Source organism: Kribbella steppae (assembly GCF_004342025.1).
Classification (GTDB): domain Bacteria; phylum Actinomycetota; class Actinomycetes; order Propionibacteriales; family Kribbellaceae; genus Kribbella; species Kribbella steppae.
The window spans coordinates 113104-129375 of record NZ_SLWN01000015.1 but is presented as its reverse complement, the minus strand read 5'-3'; the positions used below and the strand labels follow the sequence as shown (position 1 = coordinate 129375).

11 protein-coding genes are annotated in these 16272 nt (G+C 68.3%); 6 read left to right on the top strand and 5 right to left on the bottom strand.

Annotated elements, in window-relative coordinates:
- Positions 1-67 precede the first annotated feature (67 nt).
- Both EV652_RS35275 and EV652_RS35270 read left to right on the top strand, forming a co-directional pair.
- Positions 68-1795, top strand: a complete 1728-nt coding sequence (locus EV652_RS35275) for a glycoside hydrolase family 127 protein (RefSeq protein WP_132213640.1) — start codon at positions 68-70, stop codon at positions 1793-1795.
- Positions 1792-4503, top strand: a complete 2712-nt coding sequence (locus tag EV652_RS35270; RefSeq protein ID WP_242002189.1) for a glycoside hydrolase family 78 protein — start codon at positions 1792-1794, stop codon at positions 4501-4503. Before EV652_RS35275 ends, EV652_RS35270 begins: the two co-directional genes overlap by 4 nt.
- Here EV652_RS35270 and EV652_RS35265 read toward each other — a convergent pair.
- The gene (locus EV652_RS35265) at positions 4494-5513 is read right to left on the bottom strand and encodes a LacI family DNA-binding transcriptional regulator (protein ID WP_132213636.1); all 1020 of its coding nucleotides are present in this window, start codon (positions 5511-5513) and stop codon (positions 4494-4496) included. The genes EV652_RS35270 and EV652_RS35265 overlap by 10 nt on opposite strands.
- Before the next feature lie 190 nt (positions 5514-5703).
- Here EV652_RS35265 and EV652_RS35260 point away from each other — a divergent pair, with 190 nt between their 5' ends.
- Together EV652_RS35260 and EV652_RS35255 are read left to right on the top strand one after the other, a co-directional pair.
- On the top strand, positions 5704-8154 hold the full coding sequence (locus tag EV652_RS35260) for a pectinesterase family protein (protein ID WP_132213634.1): 2451 nt from the start codon (positions 5704-5706) through the stop codon (positions 8152-8154).
- A gap of 7 nt (positions 8155-8161) precedes the next feature.
- Positions 8162-9394: a hypothetical protein gene (locus tag EV652_RS35255; protein WP_132213632.1), complete on the top strand. Its 1233-nt coding sequence runs from the start codon at positions 8162-8164 to the stop codon at positions 9392-9394.
- A gap of 25 nt (positions 9395-9419) precedes the next feature.
- Here EV652_RS35255 and EV652_RS44860 read toward each other — a convergent pair whose 3' ends face one another.
- Genes EV652_RS44860 through EV652_RS35240 form a run of 4 tightly spaced genes read right to left on the bottom strand, consistent with a single transcriptional unit; the run spans position 9420 to position 13529 of the window.
- Positions 9420-10007: a glycosyl hydrolase family 28 protein gene (locus EV652_RS44860; RefSeq protein WP_199238585.1), complete on the bottom strand. Its 588-nt coding sequence runs from the start codon at positions 10005-10007 to the stop codon at positions 9420-9422.
- The gene (locus EV652_RS44855; RefSeq protein ID WP_199238584.1) at positions 10001-10705 is read right to left on the bottom strand and encodes a glycoside hydrolase family 28 protein; all 705 of its coding nucleotides are present in this window, start codon (positions 10703-10705) and stop codon (positions 10001-10003) included. Before EV652_RS44855 ends, EV652_RS44860 begins: the two co-directional genes overlap by 7 nt.
- Complete coding sequence (locus tag EV652_RS35245) at positions 10702-12111, bottom strand: glycoside hydrolase family 28 protein (RefSeq protein WP_199238583.1); 1410 nt, start codon at positions 12109-12111, stop codon at positions 10702-10704. Before EV652_RS35245 ends, EV652_RS44855 begins: the two co-directional genes overlap by 4 nt.
- A 14-nt stretch (positions 12112-12125) precedes the next feature.
- Positions 12126-13529, bottom strand: coding sequence for a glycoside hydrolase family 28 protein (locus tag EV652_RS35240; RefSeq protein WP_132213628.1), 1404 nt, complete (start codon positions 13527-13529; stop codon positions 12126-12128).
- Between the two features lie 158 nt (positions 13530-13687).
- Here EV652_RS35240 and EV652_RS35235 point away from each other — a divergent pair, with 158 nt between their 5' ends.
- Both EV652_RS35235 and EV652_RS35230 read left to right on the top strand, forming a co-directional pair.
- Positions 13688-15088 carry a glycoside hydrolase family 28 protein gene (locus EV652_RS35235; protein ID WP_132213627.1) on the top strand — a complete coding sequence of 467 codons (1401 nt, stop codon included), beginning with the start codon at positions 13688-13690 and terminating at the stop codon, positions 15086-15088.
- Between the two features lie 35 nt (positions 15089-15123).
- Positions 15124-16131, top strand: coding sequence for a LacI family DNA-binding transcriptional regulator (locus EV652_RS35230; RefSeq protein WP_158441410.1), 1008 nt, complete (start codon positions 15124-15126; stop codon positions 16129-16131).
- Positions 16132-16272: the final 141 nt, after the last annotated feature.

Below are 16272 nucleotides of genomic sequence, written 5' to 3'. Positions count from 1 at the left end.
AAGGCCGATCGGCCAGCCTGTGGATAGAGCGTTGACATCGCCGACTCCAAGGGTAAAGGTTTTCCTCATGGTGACGATCCCGGCAACCCTTCTGCTCGAGGAGCGGGCCGCGCTGGCGATGAACGCGGTGACCGGTCTGGCCGATCACGACCTGGACGGCATCCCGTTCTTCAGCGCGAACCTGCTGGCCCGCCCTGCCCGACTCGACCACGGCGACTGGGACTACGGCTCCAGTCACGGCCGGCTCACCGACGCGATCCTGCTCACCCGGCAGATGACCGGCGGCAAGGACAGTGACGGCAAGGACTGGGACCCGCACTGGGATCAGATCGCTGACCGCTACCGGCAGACCCTGTTCGACCTGCTGCACGAGGACGGCCTCACCTACCGCCGCGAGCACCCGCGCGGCCACTGGAAGCCGAACGCCAACCTGATCGACCAGCGCGCGACCCTGCTCGCCCTCACCACGACGGTCCTCGCGACCGGCGACCCGAAGGCGCGAGCAGCCGCGGACAAACAGGTCCAGGCGCTCAAGCGGATCGCGATCAAGGAACGCGACGTCTGGTTCTACCCGGCCTCGGAGTACACGGCCAGCGGCTGGCCGTCAGAGAACGCGGTCGACCTCCACCTCGCGCCCGACCCGGCGTCGTTCTCCGGCCGCCTGATCATGCCGCTTCTGCGCTACCACCAGGCCACCGGCAACCAGGACGCGCTGGACCTGTGCGAGTGGTTCGCCCGCCTCATCGTCGACAAGAGCGGCGTCTACCTCCCGGACGGCAGCTTCAACCCGGCCCGCGCTTATCGCAGCGGTCACTTCCACACCCGCGTCGGCACGCTCGAAGGCCTCGCACGACTGGCCAGGCACACCGGTGACCACGGTCTGACCGAGTTCAGCCGCCGCAGCTACGACTGGGTGCTCACCCAAGCCACCAGGTTCGGCTGGACCCCAGGTGACCTGGCCGATCAGCGCTACGAGCACGAGACCTGTTCACTGGTCGACCTCATCGGCCTGGGTACGACGCTCGCCGGCAGCGGACTCACGTCGTACTGGTCGGTGGTGGAGAGGTTCGTCCGCAACCACCTGGCCGCGTCGCAGTTGCGTGACGTGAGTTGGGTGGAGTCCGCCCCGGACCGGTCGGGGGACGAGGTGGGCTGGCGGACGTACGTCGACGTCGGTGAGCGCGTGCTGGGTGCGTTCTGCGGGTACGGCGCTCCGAACGACTACGTCTCCGACGTGCCACTCGGCCGTGGCCACACCAACGACGTCCAGGCGTGCTGTGTCGGCTCCGGCGTACGCGGACTGTTCTGGGCCTGGAACAGCATCGTCACCGGCGACAACGCGCTGACTCGCATCAACCTGCTACTCACCCGCGCACACCGCACTGTCGACGTGCTGAGCCACCTGCCGGTCGAAGGCAAGGTAGAGCTACTCATCAACGAGCCGGTCGAGGAGCTGCGCGTCCGCGTGCCGGAGTGGGCCGGATACGCGCGACTGACCCTGGCGCGGGGAGACGAGGTACGAACCGGCGCGGAACGGATCTGGGCGCCCGACGGCTACCTCTCCATCCCGAAGCCGCAACTGGGCGAGCGGATCGTGGTGACCTTCCCGATGGTCGAGCAGACCACCACCGAACTCGCGGCCGGCAACGAGTTCCGGACCACCTGGCGCGGCGACGACGTGATCGCGATCGACCCGCCCGGCCGGTCCCGGCCCATGTACGGCGACCGCCCGGAACACGCCGGCGGTCTGCGTGACTACGAGCTCCACCGACCCGAGACGGAGTGGTCCTGGTGACAACCTGGGTGCTGACCGATCCACCGAGCGTTCCGGCGCTGACGCCGTACGACCTGCGCTGTGAGCACCGGGTCGAGCCGCTCGGCATCGGGACCGACCGGCCGCGGCTGAGCTGGCGGCTGGCGTCGCCGGTGCGTGGTGATCGGCAGGACGCGTTCCGGGTGCGGGTCCAACGGGACGGCGTCCAGGTGTGGGACAGCGGGTGGCGGACCGAGGACCAGACGTACGTCGACCACGGTGGTGCACCGCTGACGTCGCTCACCGACTACGTGTGGCGGCTGGAGGTCCGTGACGCGGCCGGGAAGGTGTGTGAGGCGTCGGCGACGTTTGCCACCGGCATCTTCCACCCGGAGGAGTGGCAGGCGCACTGGATCGAGCACGACTACGACACTGATCCGTACTTCGAACCACCGGTCGACCGCAAAGAGCCACGCTCGGAGCGCTCATCCACGCTGGCCGCACCGCGCTACTACCGCCGCTCCTTCGAGCTCACCAAGCCAGTCGCCAGAGCGCGGGTCTACGCGACCGCCCACGGCCTGTACCAGCTGAGTGCCAACGGCCAGCGGGTCGGCGACGATGAGTTGACGCCCGGCTGGACCGACTACCGCTACCGCCTCGCCTACCAGACGTACGACGTCACCGACCAGCTCCACGAGGGTGAGAACGTGCTGGGCGCAGTGCTCGGTGAGGGCTGGTGGTCTGGGTACGTCGGCTGGGACACCCGCAGCCAGGCCCACCACTACGGCAAGAAGCCCCAACTGCTCGCACAGCTCGTCGTCGACCACACAGACGGCTCGCAGACAGTCATCGCAACCGACAGCCGGTGGGTCGAGCGGACCGGTCCGCTGCGGTTCGCGGACCTGCTGATGGGGGAGTCGTACGACGCCCGCCTCGAGCTGGGGGAGTGGTCCAGCCCTGGGTACGACGCCACCGACTGGGGGTCGGCCGGTGACGTCGGAGCGGACATATCGACATTAGTTGCCGCCAGCACCGAACCGGTCCGGGTGACCGAGGAGCTCCCGGCCGTCTCGGTGCAGCGCCTCGAAGGTAACCGCTACATCGTCGACCTCGGGCAGAACATCGCCGGCCGGGTCCGGCTGCGGGTCCGAGGGGCCGCGAACGGCGACCGGATCCGGCTGCGGCACGGCGAGATGCTCGAGGCCGACGGCGAGCTCTACACCGCCAACCTCCGTACCGCCGATGCGACCGACTACTACGTCAGCGCGGGCGGTGCCGAGGAGTTCTTCGAGCCGATGTTCACCGTCCACGGGTTCCGGTACGTCGAGATCGACGGCTACCCCGGCGAGCTGACCACGGCCGACGTCACCGGCCGGGCGCTGCACTCGGACACTCCGGTCGCCGGACGGTTCGAGTGTTCGGACGACGGGGTCAACCGGCTGCTGAGCAACATCCGCTGGGGCCAGCGCGGCAACTTCGTCAGCGTTCCGACCGACTGCCCGCAGCGCGACGAGCGCCTCGGCTGGACCGCGGATGCACAGATCTTCCTGCCGACCGCGGCGTACCAGGCCGATGTGCAGACGTTCTTCGACAACTGGCTCGGCGATCTCGCCGTTGCGCAGACGGACGAGGGCGCGATCCCGGATGTCATCCCGCACCTGATCACCGGCCGGCACGGCACGCCTGCGTGGGCGGATGCCGCGACCATCGTTCCATGGACGCTATACCGGACGTACGGCGACGAGCGCGTACTGCGGCAGGCCTGGCCGACCATGAAACGCTGGGTTGACTACGTCCACCAGGCGAACCCGGACCTGATCTGGCGCAAGCGGACCAGCGGCCACTACGGTGACTGGCTGCAGGTCGGCGTACGCACGGATCGCGATGTGCTGGCGACGGCGTACTTCGCCCGCAGTGCCGAGCTGACCGCCGCGGCGGCGCGGGTGATCGGGCTGGAGGACGAGGCGACGGCGTACGGCGAGCTGCGGGAGCGGATCGGGGCTGCGTTCGTCCGGGAGTTCGTGGATGCCGAGGGCAAGGTTCGCGGGGACACACAGACCGGGTATCTGTTGCCGTTGGCGTTCGGGTTGCTGCCGGAGGAGTTCGAGCAGGCGGCGGTGAAGCATCTGGTCGCCGATCTCGAGCGGCGCGGCCGATCGCTGACGACCGGGTTCGCCGGGGTGGCGCTGTTGTGTCCGATCCTGGCGAAGTACGGGCACGTCGAGTTGGCGTACGACCTGTTGCACGACGATCGGTATCCCTCGTGGGGGTACTCCATCCGGCACGGCGCGACGACGATCTGGGAGCGCTGGGACGGGTGGACGGAGGAGAACGGGTTCGGCCCGGTCGCGATGAACTCGTTCAACCACTACTCACTTGGATCGGTCGGGGAGTGGCTGTACGGCGGTGTCGCGGGCATCGACCAGTCCGCCGGCTCCGTCGCCTTCCGCGACCTCGTCATCAAGCCTCGCCCCGGTGGCCGGCTGACCTGGGCCGAGGGTGCCTACGACACACCGACCGGCCGAGTCTCCACCCGCTGGGAGGTCACCGACGGCACCTTCACTCTTGATGTGGTAGTTCCGCCCGGTGCTACCGCCACCGTCCACGTGCCAACCGCCGATGCGGAATCTGTTCGTGAGTCGCGGGGACCGGTCACTGAGCAGGTCGGGGTTGAGCTATTGGAGTCGGCCGACCGCGCGCTGGTGTGCCGCGTGGACTCCGGCAGCTACAGCTTTACCGCTCAGGCCTGAGCGGTACGGCGGCGGCGCGGTGGGCGGGCTGTGGAGGCTCGGACCACTAGCTCGCCGGTGAGGTGAGTGGTGTTGGTGGGGGCCGTCGGGTTGAAGTGTTGCCAGGCCTGACGGCCCAGCTCGACGGTGGAGACGGCGTACGTCGTGAGGCCGGGGTCGGTGTGGGCGCTCATGGGAGCGTCGTCGACGCCGGCCACCGAAAGGTCGTCGGGGACGGAGACCCCCAGCTCGCGGAGGCGGCTCAGGACGCCGACGGCCACGTGGTCGTTGAAGGCGATCAACGCAGTCGGGCGGTGGGTGAGCGCGTCGTCGACCGCGGTGTAGCCGTCGCGAAGCGCTGAGCCGCAGGGAACGCGGATGATCGTCTGGCCCGCCGCCTCAGCAGCCCGGAAGCCGCGCTGGCGTTGCTGGTCGGACCACGCGTTGGGCGGACCCTCCAGGTAGACGATCCGCTTGTGGCCGAGCGACCCGAGGTGCTCACACAACAGCCGTACGCCGTGGTGGTAGTCGACGACCACGGCTCCCACCGACGGGTGGCGTAGTACCCGGTTGATCAGCACCAGCTTGCGGCTGGCCGCGGCGACCTCCTTGAGGCGCGGCGTGCTCATCCGCGGTGCACACAGCAGTAGGCCGTCGACCCAGCGGGCCAGCTCGATCGCCGAGCGGTACTCGCGGTCCGGGTCCTCGTCGGTCCCCGCCACGAGCGTGTGGTTCCCGTCGGCGGAGGCCTCGGCGGAGATGCCCTTGAGGATCTCGGCGAAGTACGGGTTGCCGAGATCGGGGGCGACCACCCCGATCGTCTGACTGCTGCCGCGCAACAACGTCTGGGCCGCCGGGTTCGGCCGGTACCCGACCTCCTGGGCCGCGGCGCGGACCCGGTCGGCGACCTGGGCCGAAACCGGCTTGCCGCCGCTGAGCACCCGCGACACGGTCGCGGTGGAGACCTCCGCGAGCCGGGCCACGTCGTGGATCGTGGCCCGGCCGGCGCGATCCCTGGTCGACTTTCTCACCGGCTCATTGGATCATGCCGACGACCGATTCGCTGCCACCACAGGCATGTAAACCTTTTCCCGTTTCGCCGAACTTCTCCCGGACGAGGTCTTGACGCGGCCCGGAGACGCTGCGACGGTAGCCGAGGAAAAGGATTACCCGCCCACCGCCCCGGGCTTTCCGAATGGCGGTCCGCGCGAGGAGACCGCTGTGAAGAAAGCTCTGTTCAGCCTGTGTTTCGTCATCCTGCTAGGGATCGGCGTGCTCACCGTTCCGGCCGGCAACGCGGCACCTGTGGCAGCAGTGGCGAACCCGGCGACGTTCGGCCCGTTCGACCCGCGGATCGAGCTCGATGGTCACTGGGGTCGCGACGACGACGTGGCGATCACGGTGAACTCCGGCTCGTCGCTGCGCTTCCGCTTCACCGGCGACCGCCTCGGCGCCTGGTTCGACACCGAGTCGATCACCGTGCCGGCGCAGCTCTATGTCTCGGTCGACCGGGCCGAGCCCGTCCTGGTCAAGGTCGACGAGGACCACAAGGTGTTCGTCGAAGGTCTCGATCCCACCGTGGCGCACACCGCCGAGATCCTGGTCAAGGATGTCGACGAGTACGCGAACCGCTGGATCGTCCCGCTGCAGTCCGGCGTCGTCCTCGAGAAGATCGAGCTCGCACCGCTCGCGACGCTGATCCCGTTGCCGACCACGGCCGAGCACCGGATCGAGTTCTACGGCGACTCGATCACCCAAGGCGTGATGGCGCTCTGCCCGGAGCTCGGGATCGACTGCGCCGACGGCACCAAGAGCTACCCGCAGCTGGTCGGCAATGCGTTCGGCGCGGACACGAACCAGATCGGCTTCGGCAAACAAGGCATCATCCAGCCGGGCCACGGCAACGTCGGCACCGCCGCCGAGTCCTTCGGCTGGAACCTGGCCGGCTTCCCGGCCGCGCCGTTCGACCCAGGTGCCGTCGTCGTCAACTTCGGCACGAACGACGCGCCGTACCCGAGCAGCGAGTTCACGCGCGGGTACCTCGCCTACCTCCGCCAGGTGCGCGCCGCGAACCCGCGCAGCCTGATCCTTGCGATGCGCCCCTTCAACGGGACTCACAGCGCCGGCATCAAGTCAGCGGTCGCGGCCACGCAGGACCGCAGGATCGTGTACGTCGACACGACCGGCTGGCTCGGCGCGGACGACTTCAACGGCAGCACTCACCCCAACGTCAAGGGCCACCAGGTCGCCGCGGCCAGGCTGACCAAGGTGCTGGAACGTCTCACCGGCTGGAAGACCGCGCGGCCGAGTGTGCCCGAGCTCTCGCCGCGAAGCACAGCGGATGCCACCTGCTCAGACACCACGCTCACAATGACCTTCCAGGGACCGGTGCAACTCGGTGTCCAGGGCAAGCTCCGGATCCACCGGACCGGCGGCGAGGTCGTCGACACGATCGATCTCGCCGACCTCACGTCGTACCAGCGCTTCATCGGTGACGCGCGCTCGGACTTCGGTCAGTTGCACACGTGGACGTATCAAGCGGTCACGGTCGACGGTCGGACGGTCTCGATCCATCCGCATCAGCGGCTGGCGCCCGGGCAGGTGTACTACGTCACCGTCGATCCTGGGTTCGTCGTCGGGCATCCCGGGATCGTCGAGCCGTCCCAGTGGATGTTCCGGACCCGGCACGACCCGGCATCGGACAGCAGGCTCACAGTAGGTGAGGACGGGGACTTCTGCACGGTCCAGGGTGCGATCGACTTCGTGGCTGAGGGCAATAGGTCTCGGATCGACGTGGCTCCGGGCCTCTATCGCGAGCTCGTCTACGTCCCGCAGACCAAGCCCGGGATCACGATCGTCGGCGCCGGCGCGGGCCGCACCATCATCGGGTACCCGAACAACAACTTGCTCAACGGCGACTACGCGATGGCGAACGTGCCGATCGAGCAGGCCTACTGTCCGCGCCGCGTGCTCGCCCAGCCGGACCGCTTCAACTGCTGGCGGGCCGCGATGGGCGTCGACGCGGACGACTTCACCCTTGCCGACGCCACGGTGCAGAACCTGACGCCGTACCGCGGCTCGCAGGCCGAGGCGTTCCGTGGCAACGGCGAGCGGATCGTGCTCGCGCGGGTCCGGATCATGGGCTACCAGGACAGCCTGCGGCTGCAGGGCAAGGGCTTCGTGACCGACAGCTACATCGAGGGTGACGTCGATTTCGTCTGGGGGACCGGCGGGGTCTTCATCCAGAATTCGGAGCTGAAGGCGCTGCACGAGGGCTACTACAACCAGGTCCGCAACAGCGACAACGGACCGGGCAACATCTTCGTGAACGTGCGGCTGACCCGCGGTCCGGATGCGCCCGACGACAGCGTGTTCCTCGGCCGGGTCGAGCTGAGCAGGTTCCCGACCAGCCAGGTCGTGTTCATCGACTCCGCGATGGACACCCACGTGAAGAAGCAGGGCTTCCAGATCACCAGCCCCAACGACTGTGCGGCCGCCGGTCAGGTCCGGTTCTGGGAGTACCGCAGTACCGACCTGTCCGGCCGGCCCATCGACACCAGTACGCGACTGGCGTGCTCCCGGCAACTCAGTGACGACGAGGCGGCCGCGCTGCGCGACCCGTCGAAGGTGTTCGGCGGCTGGCAGCCGGTCGTCCCCCGCCCCGAAAGGTGAACCACTCATGACCCCTCTCAACCGCAGGACAGTCCTCGGCGCACTCGCCGCCGGTTTGCCCGCGGCAGCTGCGACCGGCTGGCCCGCGACGGCGGCCGCCGCCGAGAGTCCCACCGGACTACGTCCTCATCCTGCTCCCCGGCCGGTCGCTCCGGTGAACGCTGAGATCGCGGCTGCGCACACCGCGGCGTACAAGACGCTGCCGGAAGTGGTCGTGGGTGTCGACGTCGAGGACCTGATGAAGATCCACACCGCTGCCGACGCGGATGCTTTGCGTCCGCAGCTGGTTGCGCAGGTGTGGAAGGACACCGGTGTGCTGCCGACGGGCCTTCCGACGGTACGACGTGATGTCGGGGTGCCGGCGGAGTTGCCGACGCTGACCGGCGTACGACGGTACGACCGGCTCGAGGTGGCGATGCCGTTCGGGTACGTCGCCTCGGTGTTCGTCGTGGAGCCGGTGCAGAGTACTCATCGCCGGGTCGCGTTCTACCACAACGGGCATGGTGAGCCGCTGGACACGTTGCAGCGGGTGACGCAGGGGCTGTTGGACCACGGGTACACGGTGTTGCTGTTCGCGATGCCGTTCTACCACTGGAACCCGAAGACTCTGCAGGACCCGGTCGATCCGACAGTGCAGCAGCAGCCGTCGCACAACGATCTCAACCTGTGGGAGTCGGCGACGTATTCACCACTGGCGCTGTTCCTGGAGCCGCTCGCGGTGGCGATGAACCACGTCCAGGCGACGTACCGGCCGTCGTCGGTGCAGATGATCGGGCTGTCCGGCGGTGGGTGGGCGACGACGATCTACCCGGCGCTGGATCCGCGGATCACGCGGTCGTACCCGACCGCCGGCTCATTGCCGTTCTTCGTCCGGCCGGGGTCGCCGAAGCCGAGCCCGACACGCGGCGACTGGGAGCAGCGTGCGGACAAGCAGCCCGGGTTCTACGGGTTGGCTGACTTCCCGGACATCTATGCGCTCGGGTCGGTCGGGCAGCACCGGCGACAGTTGCAGATCCTCAACCGCTTCGACGACTGCTGCTTCAACGGTGTCGGCCATCGTTCGTACGAGGCCGCCGTACGGCACCGGATCTCGCTGATCGGCACCGATGCCGTCAGCAACGAGACGAACGGCCACTGGGAGATTCTCGAGGACGCCACGCACGGCGACCACACCATCAGCCCCTATGCCCTCTCGGTCATCCTCTGGGACCTGGACGTGCACTGCGCCCACCTGCCTTGAGGGAGTCCCGGCGACGTCCACCAACTCAGCGGAGTTGGTGGACGTCGGTGATGGGGTGGCCGTTCACCGTGACATTGTCGAAGGTGAGGGCGGCGTGCTGGATGGTGCTGGGCTCGTCGACGGTGAAGGTGCAGTTGACCAGGCGGAAGTCCTGGATGGGGGAGCGGCGGTAGCCACGGATCATCAGGGCGTTCCGGGCGTGCTGGACGGTGATGTCGCGCAGCTCGACGTTGCGGACGACCGGCGTGAGCGGGCCGGTGTCACCTTCACCGCGGTGGAAGTTGCACTGGACAACCTCCTTGGTGAGGTTGGAGATCTCGATGTCCCGCAGGTAGATGTTCTCGGCGAACCCGCCGCGGATCGAGTTGGTCTTGATGTACAGACCGAAGTACAGCGATGGCCCGCCGATCACGCAGTCGCGGACGAAGACGTTGCGGACGCCGCCGGTCATGTCCGAGCCGAGCGTGATCGCGCCGTACTTCACCCGCATCACGCAGTTCTCGATCAGGATGTCCTCCGACGGCACGTTCACCAGCAGCCCGTCCGCCTCCCGGCCCGACTTGATCGCGATGCAGTCGTCGCCGGCGTCGAACGTGCACCCGCGGATCACCACCGGCAGGACTCGACGTCAACACCGTCGTTGTTCGGTCCTTGGCTGTCGATGACGACGTCCTGCACGGTCACGTTCCGGCACAGCACCGGGTGGACCTCCCAGAACGGCGACCGGACGATCGTCACGCCTTCGATCAGCACGTTGGTGCACTCGTACGGCTGGATGAAGCTCGACCGCAGGTGGTGCCCGGGACCGTAGATCCGTTCGGAGAGCGGTACGCCGAACGCACTCTGATCCCGCAGGTCGGTGAAGTCCTGGTCGCACTGGTGGAACCAGCCCCACCAGTTGTCCCAGTCGGCCTGGCCGTCGAGCGTGCCCGAGCCGGTGATCGCGATGTCGGTGCAGCCGTAGGCGTAGATGAACGGCGAGTAGTTCAGCACCTCCAGGCCTTCGTACCGCGTCTTGACGATCGGCAGGTAGTCAGTGGGGTCATTGCTGAAGCACAGCGTCCCGGCGACGTGCAGGTTCACGGACGACTTCAGGTGGATCGCGCCGGTGAGGAATCTCCCCTCCGGCACCACCACCCGTCCGCCGCCGGCCGCGTGACAGGCATCGATCGCCTCTCGGATCGCCTTCGTCGCATCGGTCCGGCCGTCACCGACAGCGCCGTACGCCGTGATCGGGAAGTCGACGTCCGGAAAGGTCGGCGGTCGGACGTCAGCGAGGATGCGTTCGGCATCCGGCCAGCCGCCGGTCACCGGAGCTGGGCCGGGTCGGTGATCAGCTGCCCGTTGACTGTGAAGTTCCGGAACGAGAAGTCGACGTTCTGGATCGTGCTGGCCCGGTCGACAGTGAACGCGCAGTCGATCAGGCGGAAGTCCTGGATCGGCGACCGTGGATAGCCCTGCGCGAAGAAGGCGCCACGAGCATGGTCGACCGTGATGTTGCGCAGCTCGACGTTGCGCACCCGTGGAGTCAACGGACCGGTGTCGCCCTCGCTGCGGTAGAAGTCGCAGGACACGACCTCTTTGGTGAGGTTCGAGATCCGCAGGTCCTTCAGGTAGATGTTCTCCGCGTAGCCGCCGCGCACCGAGTTCGTCTTGATGTACAGCCCGAAGTACAGCTCCGGGCTGCCGATCGTGCAGTTGCGGACGAAGACGTTGCGCACCCCACCAGTCATCTCGCTGCCGATGGTGATCGCGCCGTACCGGACGTTCATCGTGCAGTCCTCGATCAGGATGTTCTCCGACGGGACGTTCACCCGCAGCCCGTCGGTGCCGCGACCGGACTTGATCGCGATGCAGTCGTCGCCGCAGTCGAACGTGCAGTCGCGGATCACGACGTACTGCGAACATTCGGGGTCGACACCGTCGTTGTTCGGGCCACGGCTGTCGATGTGCACTCCGCGCACGGTGATGTTGCGCGACCGCACCGGGTGGATCTCCCAGAACGGCGACCGGACGATCTTCACGCCGTCGATCAGGACGTTGCGGCAGGAGTAGGTCTCGATGAACGCGGACCGCAGGAAGTGGCCGGCGCCGAAGACCCGGTCCTCGACCGGTACGCCGTCCTCGGCCATGGCATGCAGAGCCTTCGCGTCGGGGCTGGACGGGCCGACCCACGACCACCAGGTCTCCCAGGTCGCCTGACCGTCCAGCGTGCCGGTGCCGGTGACGGCGATGTTCTCGCAGTCGCGGGCGTAGATGAGTGGCGAGTAGTTCATGCACTCGACGCCCTCGAAGCGGGTCAGGACGACCGGCAGGTACTGCGCCGGGTCGGTGCTGAACAGCAGCGTCGCACCCTCGGACACGTGCAGGTCGACGTTGGACCGCAGGTGGATCGCGCCGGTGAGGAACGTCCCGGCCGGTACGACGACCCGGCCGCCACCTGCTCGGTGGCAGGCGTCGATCGCCGCGCGGATGGCGGCGGTCGCATCGGTCGCGCCGTCACCGACCGCGCCGAACCTGGTGATCGGGAAATCGCGGGCCGGGAACTGCGGCGGCCGGGTGTTGCGCAAGATGTCGCCGACCTGGCCCCAGCCAGGACCGGAAGAACCGTCGACCGCGGCTGCCGGGACGGCGCCGAGGGCGGCGCCGGCCGCCGGCACGAGGGCAGCGCCGGCGGTGAGCCGGAGGAAGTTCTTGCGGGTGAAGGGTTCGTGCACCACGTCTCCTTGAGCTAGTTGTCGACCCGGACGCCGTTGATCCAGACCCGGTCGAGGCGGAGGTCCTCGACGTACTGGATCGAGTTCTCCTCCTCCATCCCGTCGAACCGGCAGTCCTGCAGCCGGATGTCGCGGAGCGGGTCGTCGACCAGGCCCAGGAGGTTCAGCGCGCGCGGTGCGGCGGCTGCGGTCAGCTGGCTGATGGTGATGCCATGCACGTCCGGCGGGAAGTCGCCGGTGATCACGTTCGCGTAGTTGAGCACGATCTCGATCACCGCATCCGCGGCCTGGCCGACGGTCACCCGGCGTACGTCGATATTCGCGATGGTGCCGCCGCGTTGCGGGTTGCTCTTGATCCGGATCGCGCGTTCCAGCCGTGGGCTGCTCATCCGGCAGTCGCGGACATAAATGTCCATCACCCCACCGCTGGTCTCGCTGCCCGCCGTCACACCACCGTTCCCGTCGGCCATCTCGCAGTCGCGGACGACGGCGTACCGGGCCGGCACGTTCACCCGCCGGCCGTCCGCGTCCTTGCCGGCCTTGAACGCGATGCAGTCGTCGCCGGTGGAGATCTTGCAGCGCTCGATCAGTACGTCGGTGCACGACTCAGGGTCGATGCCGTCGTTGTTCGGGCCGTGCGGGCTGTCGACCGTCACACCTCGGATGGTGACGTTGCGGCACAGCACCGGGTGGATGTTCCACATCGGTGAGTCCATGACCGTGATGCCGTCGAGCAGGATGTTCTCGCAGCGGTTGAACTGCAGCAGGTTCGGCCGGAGGTAGTGACCGTCGCCGAACACGCGCTGCTCGACCGGCACACCGGCCTGGGCCATCGACAGCAACAGGGTCTTGTCCGGGCCCTCGTTCGGCGGCGGGCCGCCGGTCCAATCCCACCAATGCGTGGCGTCTGCGCGGCCGTCGAGGACGCCCGACCCAGTGACGGCGATGTTGCGCTGCCCATAGGCGTAGACGAAGGGGGAGTAGTTGTAGCACTCCGTGCCTTCGTAGCGGGTCGCCACCACCGGCAGATACGCGGCCGGGTCCTGACTGAACGCCAGCCGCGACCCGGCTTTCAGGTGCAGGTCGACATCACTGAGCAGATGTACGGCGCCAGTCCGGAAGTCACCTGCGGGTACGACGACATGGCCGCCACCCGCCCGGTGACACGCCTCGATCGCGGCCCGGATCGCCGCCGTACAGTCGGTCGCATCGTCGCCGACCGCACCGAACTTGGTGATGTCGAACCAGCGGTCGGGGAACCGCGGCGGCCTGATCCGGCGCAGGATCTCGGCGATCCGGGCGTCCGCGACAGGTCCGGTCAAGGCGGCGGCCGGGGCGGTGCCGCCGCCTAGCACAGCACCGGCTGCGAGCGCTCCACTGGTGAGGAGCAGGGTGCGGCGACGGAGCTGTTCGGACATGGTTGACCTCCTGCGGATGCAAACGATTGCAACCGATCGTGCCCGGCGACGTGCGAGGTGTCAACGGCTCGACGCGACGAAGTCTTGACCGGTTCGGAATCTCTTGGATACTTGCGTGCAAAGGTTTACCTGATCAGCCGAACGGAAGGTGCCCGCCCATGCATCCCAGCCGTCGTCGTATCCTCGGACTCGGTCTCGGCGGAGTCGTTGCCGCAGGCATCGGTCCGCACCTGCCCGCGGCCGCGACCGATGACCGCGAGTGGTCGGTGCGGTCCAGGATCCGGCCGCCGCGGTTCCAGGATGCGTGGTTCCCGATCACCGCGTACGGCGCCACACCGGAGAACGCGACCGCCGGCATCAACCGTGCGATCCAGGCCTGTCACGCGTCCGGCGGCGGCCATGTCGTCGTACCGCCCGGCGTCTGGCACACCGGAGCAATCAACCTGCTCAGTAGAGTCGATCTGCATCTGAAGGAGGGCGCGACGCTCCGCTTCAGCACGGACCCGGCCGACTACCCGGTCGTGCGGACCCGGTGGCAGAGCGTTGAGGTCTACAACTACTCGTCACTCATCCGCGCCGAGGGCCAGACCGACATCGCGATCACCGGTGCGGGAACGCTCGACGGCGCCGGCGACAACGAGCACTGGTGGTACTGGATCGGCAGTGGTCAGTACGGCTGGAAGCCCGGGATGCCGAACCAGCGGGCCGACTGGGGCGAGCTCGAGCGGATGAACAACGAGCAGGTCCCGGTCGACCAGCGGGTCTTCGGCGCCGGCCACTACCTCCGGCCGAGCTTCATCCAGCCGTTCCGCTGTACGAACGTGCTGATCGAGGGCGTGACCGTGCGCAATTCCCCGATGTGGACGATCCACCCGCTGGAGTGCCGCAACGTCACTGTGCGGGAGGTGACCGTCGACAACGTCGGACCGAACGGAGATGGCTGCAACCCGGAGTCCTGCACCGACGTGCTCATCCGGGGTTGCACGTTCAAGACCCACGACGACTGCATCGCGATCAAGTCCGGCCGGGACGCCGACGGCCGGAGACTCGGCCTGCCGTCGCGCGGCATCATCGTCGAGGACTGCACCTTCGTCAGCGGTGGCGCCGCGGTCGCGGTCGGCAGCGAGATGAGCGGCGGGGTGGAGGACGTCTGGGTGCGACGCCTGTCAATGCCGCCCGATCCCGCCGCGGACGAGGCCTGGATGCAGTGGGTGCTGTGTGTGAAGTCGACCTCGACGCGCGGCGGGTACGTCCGCAACATCAACGTGCACGACGTCGACTCCCGGGCCTGGATGTATCGTCCCCTCGAGATCACCTTCAGCTACCAGGGTGGTGGCAACCAGTCGCTGTTCCCCGACGTCCGCGACATCCGGTTCGACCGGGTCCGGGTTGCACGGGCCGAGCGGGCGTATCGCATGGTAGGAGCGGAGACCCAGCGGATTCGTTCCGTCGCGGTCACGAACAGCCGGTTCGACATGGTCGCGGCGGAAGCTGTCGTACAGTACGCCGACGACGTGACGATCCGTAATGTATGGGTCGGAGGCGCCCAGGTGGGGTGACGGCAACCCCGCCCGGCAGAAGGCGAGAGGTAAGCGTGGCGGAGCGGGTTCGGCTGATCGACGTGGCGCGAGAGGCGGGCACGTCGGTGTCGACGGTGTCCCGGGCGCTGAACGGCTCCGACCTGATCTCACCCGAGGTGGTCGCGCATGTGCGAGCCGTCGCGGGGGAGCTGGGTTACCGCGCGGACAAGCGGGCGCAGGAGTTCAAGCTGGGCCGGCCGCTGACGGTCGGGGTGACCGTGCCGGACCTGACCAACCCGTTCTTCTCCGAGGTGCTGAAGGGGCTCGCGGCCGCGGCTCGGGCCGGCGGCTACCGGCTGCTGATCGGCGAGAGTGGCGAGGACCCGGCGGAGGAGTTGCGGCTCGTCGAGGAGCTGGTGGACCACTCGGGTGCGCTGGTGCTCTGCAGTTCGCGGCTCAACCGGGCCGGGCTGGAGAGGGCACTCGCGCTGCCGGTGCCGGTCGTGTGCATCAACCGGACGGTGAAGAACGCCGGGGTGGTGGCGATCGACTACCGCGCCGCGAGCCGGATTCTCCTCGAACACCTCACCGGTCTAGGCCATCGCAGGGTCCTGTACGTCGGCGGTCCGGCGACGTCGTGGTCGGACGGCGAGCGCCGCCGGACGTTGCGCCGTACGGCGCGCGCCCTCGACGTGACGCTGGACGAGATCGAGGGCGGCTGGGCCGGGCACCACGGGTACGACGCCGGGCCGACCGTACTGCGGAGTCGCGCGACCGCCGTCATCACCTTCAACGACCTGGTCGGCGTCGGCCTGCTCAGCTGGCTGCACGACAACGACGTCGAGGTCCCGGCCGAGTTGTCCGTCGCCTCCTACGACGACATCCCCATCGCCGCCTACGCCCGGCCCCCGCTGACGTCGTTGCGGAACGAGCGGGCGCGGCTGGGGGAGCTGGCGTGGCAGCAGCTCACCGCGCGTCTGGCCGGCGACGACTGGCCGCTGCCGGATCTGCTCTCGCCGGAGTTGGTCGTCCGGGCGAGCACAGGCCCGGCTCGCCGCCGAGCCCGCATCCGCACCACCTGACCTCCGGTCGCCCGCCCCGTCACCCACGCCCGCCCCGTCACCCGCGCGCCCCCGATCACCCGCGCCGCCTCCAGCTCCCGCGCCCGCCTTCTGTGCTGAAGTGCCGCGTGCAAACGATTGCACTCGGAGGCGACATCGGTT